16 protein-coding genes are annotated in these 9,932 nt (G+C 30.2%); 13 read left to right on the top strand and 3 right to left on the bottom strand.

Going from position 1 to position 9,932, the window contains the following annotated elements; genetic code table 11:
• The first annotated feature begins 283 nt into the window (after positions 1-283).
• Complete coding sequence (locus EV214_RS16025; protein ID WP_132247571.1) at positions 284-1,213, top strand: hypothetical protein; 930 nt, start codon at positions 284-286, stop codon at positions 1,211-1,213.
• 203 nt (positions 1,214-1,416) lie between these two features.
• On the opposite strand, the gene EV214_RS16020 is transcribed toward EV214_RS16025, so the two are convergent.
• Positions 1,417-2,373 carry a hypothetical protein gene (locus tag EV214_RS16020; RefSeq protein WP_132247569.1) on the bottom strand — a complete coding sequence of 319 codons (957 nt, stop codon included), beginning with the start codon at positions 2,371-2,373 and terminating at the stop codon, positions 1,417-1,419.
• A 203-nt stretch (positions 2,374-2,576) separates the two neighbouring features.
• Here EV214_RS16020 and spo0A point away from each other — a divergent pair, with 203 nt between their 5' ends.
• Positions 2,577-3,314: a sporulation transcription factor Spo0A gene (gene spo0A / locus EV214_RS16015; protein ID WP_132247567.1), complete on the top strand. Its 738-nt coding sequence runs from the start codon at positions 2,577-2,579 to the stop codon at positions 3,312-3,314.
• A 398-nt stretch (positions 3,315-3,712) separates the two neighbouring features.
• Here the strand turns inward: spo0A and EV214_RS16010 are convergent, their stop codons facing one another.
• Positions 3,713-4,111: a helix-turn-helix domain-containing protein gene (locus EV214_RS16010; RefSeq protein WP_165916423.1), complete on the bottom strand. Its 399-nt coding sequence runs from the start codon at positions 4,109-4,111 to the stop codon at positions 3,713-3,715.
• Between the two features lie 185 nt (positions 4,112-4,296).
• Here EV214_RS16010 and EV214_RS16005 point away from each other — a divergent pair, with 185 nt between their 5' ends.
• From EV214_RS16005 to EV214_RS15985, 6 genes are all read left to right on the top strand, one after another.
• The gene (locus EV214_RS16005) at positions 4,297-4,509 is read left to right on the top strand and encodes a hypothetical protein (RefSeq protein ID WP_132247563.1); all 213 of its coding nucleotides are present in this window, start codon (positions 4,297-4,299) and stop codon (positions 4,507-4,509) included.
• Positions 4,510-4,607: 98 nt separating this feature from the next.
• On the top strand, positions 4,608-5,132 hold the full coding sequence (locus tag EV214_RS16000; RefSeq protein ID WP_132247561.1) for a helix-turn-helix domain-containing protein: 525 nt from the start codon (positions 4,608-4,610) through the stop codon (positions 5,130-5,132).
• 249 nt (positions 5,133-5,381) lie between these two features.
• Positions 5,382-6,089, top strand: coding sequence for a phage replisome organizer N-terminal domain-containing protein (locus tag EV214_RS15995; RefSeq protein WP_132247559.1), 708 nt, complete (start codon positions 5,382-5,384; stop codon positions 6,087-6,089).
• An 11-nt stretch (positions 6,090-6,100) separates the two neighbouring features.
• A complete protein-coding gene (gene dnaB / locus EV214_RS15990; RefSeq protein ID WP_132247557.1) occupies positions 6,101-7,381 on the top strand; it encodes a replicative DNA helicase in 1,281 nt (426 codons plus the stop codon).
• 1 nt (position 7,382) lies between these two features.
• Positions 7,383-7,529, top strand: a complete 147-nt coding sequence (locus EV214_RS18865) for a hypothetical protein (protein ID WP_165916422.1) — start codon at positions 7,383-7,385, stop codon at positions 7,527-7,529.
• Positions 7,530-7,556: 27 nt separating this feature from the next.
• Entirely contained in the window at positions 7,557-7,796 is a 240-nt protein-coding gene (locus EV214_RS15985; RefSeq protein WP_132247555.1) for a hypothetical protein, read from the top strand.
• On the opposite strand, the gene EV214_RS15980 is transcribed toward EV214_RS15985, so the two are convergent.
• Complete coding sequence (locus EV214_RS15980; RefSeq protein WP_132247553.1) at positions 7,756-8,223, bottom strand: hypothetical protein; 468 nt, start codon at positions 8,221-8,223, stop codon at positions 7,756-7,758. The genes EV214_RS15985 and EV214_RS15980 overlap by 41 nt on opposite strands.
• A gap of 76 nt (positions 8,224-8,299) precedes the next feature.
• Between EV214_RS15980 and EV214_RS18860 the strand changes: the two genes are divergently transcribed.
• From EV214_RS18860 to EV214_RS15960, 5 genes are all read left to right on the top strand, one after another.
• Positions 8,300-8,476, top strand: a complete 177-nt coding sequence (locus EV214_RS18860; RefSeq protein ID WP_165916421.1) for a hypothetical protein — start codon at positions 8,300-8,302, stop codon at positions 8,474-8,476.
• Positions 8,454-8,675 carry a hypothetical protein gene (locus EV214_RS15975; protein ID WP_132247551.1) on the top strand — a complete coding sequence of 74 codons (222 nt, stop codon included), beginning with the start codon at positions 8,454-8,456 and terminating at the stop codon, positions 8,673-8,675. Before EV214_RS18860 ends, EV214_RS15975 begins: the two co-directional genes overlap by 23 nt.
• A 3-nt stretch (positions 8,676-8,678) precedes the next feature.
• Positions 8,679-9,245 carry a sigma-70 family RNA polymerase sigma factor gene (locus EV214_RS15970; RefSeq protein ID WP_132247549.1) on the top strand — a complete coding sequence of 189 codons (567 nt, stop codon included), beginning with the start codon at positions 8,679-8,681 and terminating at the stop codon, positions 9,243-9,245.
• 3 nt (positions 9,246-9,248) lie between these two features.
• Positions 9,249-9,581: a nucleoside triphosphate pyrophosphohydrolase family protein gene (locus EV214_RS15965; protein WP_132247547.1), complete on the top strand. Its 333-nt coding sequence runs from the start codon at positions 9,249-9,251 to the stop codon at positions 9,579-9,581.
• Positions 9,582-9,660: 79 nt separating this feature from the next.
• The gene (locus EV214_RS15960) at positions 9,661-9,915 is read left to right on the top strand and encodes a DNA-entry nuclease (RefSeq protein WP_132247545.1); all 255 of its coding nucleotides are present in this window, start codon (positions 9,661-9,663) and stop codon (positions 9,913-9,915) included.
• Positions 9,916-9,932 lie beyond the last annotated feature (17 nt).

The raw sequence follows: 9,932 nt of genomic DNA, 5'->3' as shown, positions 1-9,932 counted from the left end.
AAAATATAGTGATAAAATATAAAAAACACTCGAATGATCGATTTTCTTTTGTTGAAATTTCTCAAAAGTTAGCTTATAATTGATTTAATACAAAAACGCAAGAAAAGTCCAGAAATGATTTCGCCGTCATTGGACTTTTCAAAGGGTTCTTTGGATTCTTTTAATATGCATTTTTCAATTAAATATATAATAACACAACACATGTATTGTGTTCAAGTATTTTAATAGAAAATTTATTGTATATTCTTGGAATCCACCTGCGTAAATCAAGGGGGATTTTAAAATGTCAAAAGATAATATTTATAACAATCCAGAAATATTGCAATTTTTATTGTGGGAGCAATCAACCAAAGACACCATTGATTTTAAAAAGATATATGTAGATGTGGCTGGCGATCTAATAGCAGGGTTGTTATTAAGCCAATTAATTTATTGGTATCTGCCGAGCAAAGAAGGTACAACAAAGCTACGCGTTAAAAAAGATGGAGAATTGTGGCTTGCGAAAAGCAGGACCGATTGGTATGAAGAAATAAGGATATCTCCAAAACAATATGATAGAGCGATTAAGATTCTAAAGGAAAAAAACATAGTTGAAACACAGCTTTTCAAGTTTAGTGGATCACCAATGATCCATATAAAATTAAAACTTGATAACTTGATAATACTTAAAAACGAGATATTCAAAAATCAAGCTGAAAGCATTGTAAATACCCAATTTACCCAAAAGGTAAAAACGGTAGAAGGATTGGAAACACCCATTTTACCCAAAGGTGAAAATGGATATTCCCCAAAGGGTAAAATGGATATTCCCCAAAGGGTAAAATCTTTAACAGAGAGTACTACAAAAATTACTACAGAGATTACTCAGTCAGTCCCAGAAAATAAAATAGACGAACAGACAGACATAGAAAATACATATAATACAGTTATAGGAAAAATAGAAATAAATCTTTACAAAGAAGATGTGAGCGATTTATTAAAGAATACAATTAAAAAGTTACTGGAGCTTAACCAGTTAAAAATAAAAAATACTACACTTAATAGCCAACAGATTCATAAGCAGTTATTAAAATTAAATGTTAATATTTGCGATTATGCCCTAAATAAATTTAAGCAAGTACAATCAGAGCGAGAGATTAAAAATAGATTCAACTATTTCATGATTCTTTTGTTAAATGCTATAGAGGAATATAGTGCTAATAATATGCTTTAAAAGTTGTACAAGCTACGCAAGGGAATAAAAATAATTAAAGTAATAGTATTCCTTATTTAAATAAAAAAATACGCTTAAAATCAAAATAAAACGGTTTTAATTTTAAGATATTGTAGAAATACAATGTCTATTTTTCATGTCCTAAATATAATTTTAGCGCATGATAAAGCTCCTGGTCTTATTGATCCAGGAGCCATTTGAAATTATTCTTCAATTTCATAACCACCAAACATTTTAGGTGAAGCCAATTTCTTTTTGTACGTATCATAATAATATACACTCACAGCGCTATCTTTTTTAACTTTTTCACAATTATAGAGAACTGTTTGTACAGTGTTTGCTATTTGTTCAGCAAACCTTTCCTGCTCATGCTTAGGTGAATAATACCATGAATCACTAACTGTCACATATACAATAGACCAATCGTTGATAGTAGCAGGTTTTATATCGATAATTACACCTTCACTTTTTGAGATCATTTCATTTAAAGTATCTATGAACAATTTATCTAATTTTTCTTTTACTGCTGCTTCACTTGGATATGCAATGGTTATATTTTCAAGTTTCCCATATTTAAAATCATCATGAGCATCTTCTATTTGTATCCCTTCTGCTTTTTCTCCTTTTTCGCCATAAAATTCAAGAATGTTTGGAGGTTGCGGATGATCTTTTAAATCAAATCGCATAGATGCTATTCCACCAATATATCCAGTTGGCCAATCAGAAACATTAAATGTATGAGTAGCTTTTCCATCTTTAACTTCAATAAATTCGCTTAATGATTTAAAGTTATTCATATCGGCATTCATTAGCGAAGTCTCTAATAAAGTACCATTAGGAGCATTTGTCTCAATTGTTGCAATTACATTTTTTTCTTCTACTTTCAAACTCATAGTTGCTTTAAATTCTTTTAATGATTCTTCTTTAGATTCTTTCTTTACTTCTTCAACTTGTTTATTCTCTGGTTTTTCATTTGCAATGGCAGCATCTGTTTTAGATGGAGAAGAATCCATTGAAACACCTAAAATAAATAGACAAAGACTTAGGCCTAAACCTATTACAATAGGTTTTTTAGGCTTTTTCTTTATAAACCTATAAATCAAAACTACTAAACAAACTAAAAAACCTAAGACACCAATCATACCAATGAATGCATCCATATTTATCACCCTTCTTTACATTTTAGGTAGATTATAACACTTAAAACATACTAATTATGTAAAATATTGTCGATCATCTATTTTTTACTGCTTTTAATGTTTAAAATAATCCACATTTAAAAAACTTAAATTGGAATATTTTACATAAAGGAGATAGGAATATTTTGTCGAAACATGACCAAAAGTAAAAAGTGAGGTTGCTGATGGAAAAAATAAAAGTGCTAATTATAGATGATAATAAAGAGGCCTGTGAAATTTTAAAAGAGATAATATCCAGACAAGAGGATATGGAAGTAGTTGGTATAGCTAATAATGGAAAAGAAGCTATACAAATGATAATAGAAGTTGAACCAGATATCATGCTGCTTGACATAATAATGCCACACCTTGATGGCTTAGGAGTTTTGGGTAAATTAAATAAATCAAGACCAAAAATAATGGTGATTTCTTCATCAGGACAAGATAACGTTACCAGAGAAGCAATTAGGTTAGGAGCAGATTACTTTTTGATCAAACCTATAGATATTAATGAAACTGTTAATAGAATTAGGCAAATAATGAAATCTTCTGAATGTTCACTTAATGTTGAAGATAGTAGTATGCATAGATACAGAAATAATCAAAATGAATTTTTTGAAATAGAAATAAAAAAAATCTTTTTTGAATTAGGTATCCCAAGCCATTTAAAAGGTTTTTTGTATTTAAAAGAATCAATAGAAATGATTTTTATAAGAAAAGAACTAGACATCGAAATGAAAACAATATATGCATACCTGGCAAAAAAACATAGTTCAAACGCAGACAGAATTAGAAAAGATATTAGACATGCAATAGAATCAACATGGCTTCGAGGAAATAAAGATAATATTATCAAATACTTTTCTGAAAAACCTACAAACAAAGAATTTATATCAATAATAGTTCAAAAATTATATTTATAATCGAATAAAGTCGAATATAATAAATTTCAAAAGACCTTTTGGGGTCTTTTTTGTCGATATATGTATATATTTAGACAAAAAAGTACACTTTAGTACATTTTCAACATTATTATTAAAATTTTGTTTATAATAAAGGCATAGCAAAACACATGTGCATTTTAAAAAATCTGTATAATAAAAAAAGAATTGATTCTTAACGTAAAGAAATGTAAAATATTATCAAGAACATATGTTCGAAAATAAAACTCGAGTTTTCGCCACTACAACTTTGAGGGGGAAAAGGGAATGATCAAGGTAAAAAATGAAATGCTGAAAAAAATTAATCTAGATGATGATGAACAAGACTTATACGAAAAAATTTCTAAAATGATTGATAAATTTAAAAAAGCATCCTAAAATTATTCTTTAGGATGCTTTTTTGCTAACCGCGTTATTTCTAATGCTTGATCGACCATATCTAATATCCATTTTCTTTTCTCATCTGTAAGATCTTCATTTTCTTTAACAAATCCCTTATCAATAAATTTTTGCAAAATATTATCTGCCATTCTCTCTTTTTTAGATATTCCGTCTTCAATATGTCCAGCTGCTATCATAAGATCTTCATAAGTTATATTACTATGCGATGCATCAGCGAGCTTTTTTATAATTTCAGCAGAGGGGGCTTTATCTCTTTTAGCATTGATATAGTTTGATATATAAGCTCTACTGACTCCACAATCTTGATAATAATCTTCATTTGTTCTATTTCCTTTGGCTTTCAACAACATTTCACTAAATTTATGCTTATCAAACATAATATCTCTCCTACTCATTTTCAAATTCCATACATACTTTTAAAATATTAATTATAGTTTATCGTAAAAATATTTAACAATCAAATAAAATTAAATAAATTTTCGTAAATATATTGACGAGCCACCCAAGAAGTGGTAATCTATAAATGTAACGTAAATACATTTACGAAATACAGGAGGAATACATGAAACCTAATATACTTAAAATACAAAAATTAGTAGATGAAAAGTTTGAAGGAAACAAAACATCATTTGCCAGATCAATTGGTGTTAAACGCTCGCAAGTATCTGTTATTTTAAATGATGGAGTTGGTGCTGGAATAAAATTTTTTGGAGGTTTAATAAAGTATTGTGACGAACATAATTTGAATTTTAGAGAATATATTTTTTTGCAATAACAGTAAATAAATTTACGTTGCTTACTTTTAGTTTAACGTAGGTCATTGGGTAATACCATATATTGGTTAACCAAAATTAACATAAGGAGGGAATAAAGGTGAAAAGTAGAGTACCAGATTTGATGAAAGAATTCAGAGTAAAATCCGGATTATCTCAAACTCAAATGGCTCAAATAGGTGGGGTAAGCCAGTCGACTTATGCAAGGTATGAATCAAAACAAGCTAATATACCCACGGATGTAGTTCGACGAATTGCAGATCAATTGAATTTTCCTAGATTGGCAATAGAACACAATAATGAAAATAATTTAGGATTTTTCAAAACCTTGTATTTGGACAAAGTTGACGACCATTATTTAATAGTCCTGTATAGAATGGTCAAGGAGCTTAAAGAAGCAATAACAGCTACAGAAAAGATCATTGAACTTCTGTTAAATAAACAAGGAGAATTAACTGAAGAAGAACTTGAAGAACTCTATAAACAAGAACTTCAAGTAGCAGATGTTAGAACATGCATGAACATGCACTGGGCTTCATTAGCAAAATATTTTAGTCAGTTCAAAATAAAGGTGCTTGAAAAACTACAAGCTGCACGAATGAAAAAAAAGAAGTACTGCTCCTAGAGAGGATGATCCAATTTGAAAAAAACATAAAAAAATCTTTGAAGAGCTGGAGACTCAACAAAGATTACTTGTTAAAAACTTATATCTAAATTATACCACAAAGGAGGCGGTTTTAAAAGGTGAATCTAATTAAATTAGAACGATTTGGATACAGAAAAAGAACAAATTTCAAAATCGCAATAATTTTTCTAGTATTAGTATTTACAACTTTCTTAATAATTATACAAAAATTTTACCAGAGGTGATTATATGGCAAAAAAATATTATTGGCTAAAGCTTAAGGATAATTTTTTCGATAGAGAAGAAATTAAATTGGTTGAGAATATGCCTAATGGAGAAAAATACATTAATTTTTATTTAAAATTGTTGTTGAAGAGCATAGGAACAGAAGGGAAATTGATGTTTAGAAATACAATACCCTATACACCCGAAATGTTGTCAAGTATTACAAATACAGATATAGACACAGTTAAAGTCGCAACAGATTTATTTGTAAAACTAGGCTTAATGGACATTTTGGATGATGGAGCGTTATTCATGCTAGAAACTAAAAACATGATTGGTCATGAAACAGAATGGGCGAAGAAAAAAAGAGAGTACAGAGAAAAAAAAGAGGACAATGTCCTTAAATTGTCCGAGCCTAGTCCTCGCGATGTCCGACAAGAGATAGATATAGATATAGATATAGAGTTAGATAAAGATAAAGATAAAAACAATAAAAAAATAAAATATCATGATTTTGTTTTTATGACTGCAATCGAATACAAAAAATTAATTGAAGAATTTGGAGAAGAACTTATAAGCGAAAAAATAGAAGATCTCAATAACTGGAAAGGTGGGAAAGGAAAGAAAACAAAAAGTGATTATCTCACTATTAGATCATGGATTAAAAAAGATAAAAAGAAAGAAAAAGAAAAGCAGTTAGATCCATATGCTCAGTATCAAGTAACTAGTTAAGAGGTGAGGCTATGATTCAAAATTTAAATCTAGAACAATCAATACTTAGCTGTATGATACAAGATTATAATTGCGCTAAGGAAGGATTCATATTAACAGAAAATGATTTTGTTAGTAATACACACAAAGCAATATTTGAAGCAATCAAAGAAATGGTACAAGACAATAAACAAATTGATCACCTAACATTAGCTGAACATATGAACCAGAAAATCAATATCACGGAGCTAATAGCATTATCTAATGCAGAACCGACAACAACAAATTTTTTAAACTACATGAAACAGCTTAAAGGAGTTACAAATCGAAGGAGTTATTATTATCTGGCACAAGAAATAATGGAAAAAGCTAAAGCAGGAGAAGATGTTTCAGAATTTACGGAACAGGAAGTATTTAAGCTTAATGAAACGGTTGAATCAGCAGAGTTTACAGAAACAAAAGATATTGTCTTTGAAGTGCTGGATGGGATAGAAGAAAGATATAAAATCAATGGAATTAGTGGTGTTACAACAGGGTATAAGGCGCTAGATAGAATGACAGATGGACTGCAAAAGCAAGATTTGATTTACTTGGCAGCAAGACCAAGTATGGGTAAAACAGCATTAGCAGTTAATATTGGACAGAATGCAGCAGAAAAAGGAAACAAAGTTGCGATATTCAGTTTTGAAATGTCAAAAGAAGCATTAATAAAACGCATGGTAATGAGTGAAGCAATAGTAAGCGATGAAAAGATTCGCGGGAAATCCATGGGAGATAATGACTGGGGAAGATTAGCAAAAGCTACCAACATATTATACCGAAGAAATATCTTTATAAGCGATAAAGCAAATAGCACAGTAGCAGAAATGAAAAGCATGGCAAGAAAACTGAAAAGAAGAAAAGGATTAGATCTTATCATAATAGACTACCTACAAATGGTACGAGCAATAGAAGGCAGTAGCAGAAGAGAACAAGTTGAAAGCATATCAAGAAATCTTAAAAATTTAGCAAAAGAAATAGATGTACCAGTAATAGTTATAAGTTCTTTAAGCAGAGCAAACACACAAAGATCAAATAACAAACCAATCCTTTCTGATTTGAGAGAAACAGGACAAATTGAATATGATGCAGACATAGTAATGTTCATACATAGGGAAGAGTATTATGATCCATCTTCCGAGAACAGAGGTGAAGCTGAAATCATAATTGCAAAACAACGGAATGGCCCGGTAGGAATTGTAAAACTAGGTTGGGTGGCACCATGTACAAAGTTTATTGATTATGAGTCGTTAGAAAAGCATAGGAGGTCGTAATATGAACAAATGGCATATATATTCTGCTTTGAAAAATGGTTCGGATATAGTTTTAGGAGACTTAGAAAAAATGAGTGCTGAAGAAGTCAAAGAAGGTGTAATTGAGTACTTTCTAATGAGCAACAGGAGCGGATCGGAATGTGCGTAGAAGATTTTATAAGAGGAGGAACAGATGATGAAAGAAACAAGTGAAAATATAGAAAAAAGAGTTAGTAAAATTGAAAAAAAAATAGCTGAACTTGAAGGACGAGTTCAAGTTCAACCGAAAGAATTTGATACTGAAAGTTTTATACAGACTGTAAAAGTTAACCTACCACCATTTTTAAATAACATTGATGTTAGTGAAGGTTCTATAACAAATGATATTTTAAGAACTATTGCATATGCTCTTCAACAAGCTTCAAAGGAACTTTAATTGTAGATGTTTCATTAAGACCTGTAGCTGATGCTTCTACAATCAAGTAGTTAATATCATTTAGAACTTCTTTAGAAATACTATAAATTTTTTCAACAGTATGACCTAATCCGTTAGGATTTTCAAAAGTAGAATCAGAAAATTGATGTGAAACGATAGCATATGCTAGTTTCCCACATTCTTTTTCAAATTCAGTTTGATTTTTAGATGTAGGTAATAACTCAAATAACCCATATTTAATAATTGGTGTTTCATCTGTAAGTAAAACTTTGATGAACTTTTGATTAAAACATTCAAAACCTTCAACAGTTTCATTTAAAACTAAATCGCCTTCTAAAAAGTCAAATTTAATATCTTTTTTATAATCAGAGACTGCTAATCTTGGTTGAATATTTGAACAAATTGGATTTGTTGGGTTCCATTTCATATATATCACCTCCCTTTTAAAAGATTTTACCATATTAGGGATAAAAAGAAAAAATATAAACAAATAGGTGAGTTAGATGTGCGAGAAACGAGAATTAGAAAATCAAATATGCGTTAATGATTTCTTTAGCACGAATGAATGTTTAGAAATGATATCAGATTTATATTTTGATGGATACAAGCTTTTAGAAATGCTAGAAGCAGTAAAAGAAAATCTAGGGGGGAAGCACAATGGCAAGATTGCAAATAGGTAAAAATTATAGAGTTAAATCAAGTAGTAAGAAAAAAGAATTTGCAGGGCAATTGATCGGGAAGTATGAAAGATTCTATTTGTTTCAGACAGAACATTACAGAGAAGCTGTTTTAAAGTCAATGATAACAACAGGCGAATACACAGTTGAAGCGGTTAAAAGCAAAAAAACAAGAGCAGGGAAGAAGAAAGAATGTGCTTAAAAAATGAGAAAGCTAATCATTATTGGTAAAGATCAAGCGAGTGAATTAAGCTTTGAAGAAGTATATGAACGATATGAAAATCTAGTATATAAAAGAGCACAAACATATAGAAATTTTTACGATATTGATGATTTGAAGCAGACAGCAAGAATCGGTTTATGGAATGCATATAAAAAATATGATGTATCAACTGGAACTGCATTTGGAGCATTTGCAGATAAGGTAATTACAAATGAGTTACGGATGTTCAATAGAGTAAGGAACGTAAGATTTACAAGGAAAACAGCAAAAGTGAAAGGCTTAAGTAGCTTAGAAGAAAAACTTGATAATAGCGAAGTACAAACAGTAAGTGATTTGATAGTAGATCAAACTGATTTCACAGAGAAAATTATAGAAAAAGATATTGTTGTAAGAGCAATAGATAGAATTCAAAAGCTTTCTCCAAAGGAGCAATACATAATATTTAGCTACATAAAAGGGGTAAAGCAAAGAGTTATAGCAGAAAAAATCGGTGTAACACAAACAGCAGTAGCAAAAGTGATAAGCAGAAAATTGAAAGGGGCAAGTTAAAAAATGAAACTTAATGATTATCAAAAGAAAGCAATGAGAACAGATGTAAAACTAGAGGATGAAAAACAAAATATTCTTAATGCGGCAATGGGCATGAGCGGAGAAGCTGCGGAAACATTAGAACACATGAAAAAAGTATTGTTCCAAGGACATAAACTAGATAAAGCAAAGCTAATAGAAGAAACAGGAGACGTGTTCTGGTATGTAGCAAAAATGGCAGAAGCATTGGGCATAGATCTAAGTTGTATAGCATCTTATAACATAGCAAAGCTAGAAGCAAGGTATCCAAAAGGTTTTGAAGCTAAAAGATCTATAGACAGAGATGAAGAAAAATGAAGAAAATAATAAGTAGACAATGCTACAACTGCATTAATTTTGTAAAGAAAAAATGCGAAGGGAAAGAGAGCGTGATCCCATGTCTGCTATACAAGAAAATATAGAGTTTGATTGTTGCAGAAGAATGAAATACAACCCAATTTTCCATGAAAAGCATGGGAAGACACTAACAGATGAAGAACTTGAATATTTATGTAAGTTTTGGGAGTTTGATGAATTGAGTACAATGTCAATGGCCCTAGGGAAAACGGAAAGTACATTAGCAGCTAAAGTACATCAATTGAGGAAGTCGGGAAGATTCGAATATTATAAAAATCGTGGAAAGTATTACTAAAGTTAAGCACAAAAGTT

The sequence above is a fragment of the Marinisporobacter balticus genome (assembly GCF_004345705.1).
Lineage (GTDB): Bacteria > Bacillota > Clostridia > Peptostreptococcales > Thermotaleaceae > Marinisporobacter > Marinisporobacter balticus.
Note: the sequence above shows the minus strand (reverse complement) of the source record. Positions and strands in the feature narration are given on the sequence as shown.

Excerpts from the sequence above, each read along its gene's own strand:
- EV214_RS16025 (WP_132247571.1), top strand. The coding sequence starts at position 284 with ATGTCAAAAGATAATATTTATAACAATCCAGAAATATTGCAATTTTTA.
- EV214_RS16020 (WP_132247569.1), bottom strand. The coding sequence starts at position 2,373 with ATGGATGCATTCATTGGTATGATTGGTGTCTTAGGTTTTTTAGTTTGT.
- spo0A (WP_132247567.1), top strand. The coding sequence starts at position 2,577 with ATGGAAAAAATAAAAGTGCTAATTATAGATGATAATAAAGAGGCCTGT.
- EV214_RS16010 (WP_165916423.1), bottom strand. The coding sequence starts at position 4,111 with ATGTTTGATAAGCATAAATTTAGTGAAATGTTGTTGAAAGCCAAAGGA.
- EV214_RS16005 (WP_132247563.1), top strand. The coding sequence starts at position 4,297 with ATGAAACCTAATATACTTAAAATACAAAAATTAGTAGATGAAAAGTTT.
- EV214_RS15995 (WP_132247559.1), top strand. The coding sequence starts at position 5,382 with ATGGCAAAAAAATATTATTGGCTAAAGCTTAAGGATAATTTTTTCGAT.
- dnaB (WP_132247557.1), top strand. The coding sequence starts at position 6,101 with ATGATTCAAAATTTAAATCTAGAACAATCAATACTTAGCTGTATGATA.
- EV214_RS18865 (WP_165916422.1), top strand. The coding sequence starts at position 7,383 with ATGAACAAATGGCATATATATTCTGCTTTGAAAAATGGTTCGGATATA.
- EV214_RS15985 (WP_132247555.1), top strand. The coding sequence starts at position 7,557 with ATGAAAGAAACAAGTGAAAATATAGAAAAAAGAGTTAGTAAAATTGAA.
- EV214_RS15980 (WP_132247553.1), bottom strand. The coding sequence starts at position 8,223 with ATGAAATGGAACCCAACAAATCCAATTTGTTCAAATATTCAACCAAGA.
- EV214_RS18860 (WP_165916421.1), top strand. The coding sequence starts at position 8,300 with ATGTGCGAGAAACGAGAATTAGAAAATCAAATATGCGTTAATGATTTC.
- EV214_RS15975 (WP_132247551.1), top strand. The coding sequence starts at position 8,454 with ATGGCAAGATTGCAAATAGGTAAAAATTATAGAGTTAAATCAAGTAGT.
- EV214_RS15970 (WP_132247549.1), top strand. The coding sequence starts at position 8,679 with ATGAGAAAGCTAATCATTATTGGTAAAGATCAAGCGAGTGAATTAAGC.
- EV214_RS15965 (WP_132247547.1), top strand. The coding sequence starts at position 9,249 with ATGAAACTTAATGATTATCAAAAGAAAGCAATGAGAACAGATGTAAAA.
- EV214_RS15960 (WP_132247545.1), top strand. The coding sequence starts at position 9,661 with ATGTCTGCTATACAAGAAAATATAGAGTTTGATTGTTGCAGAAGAATG.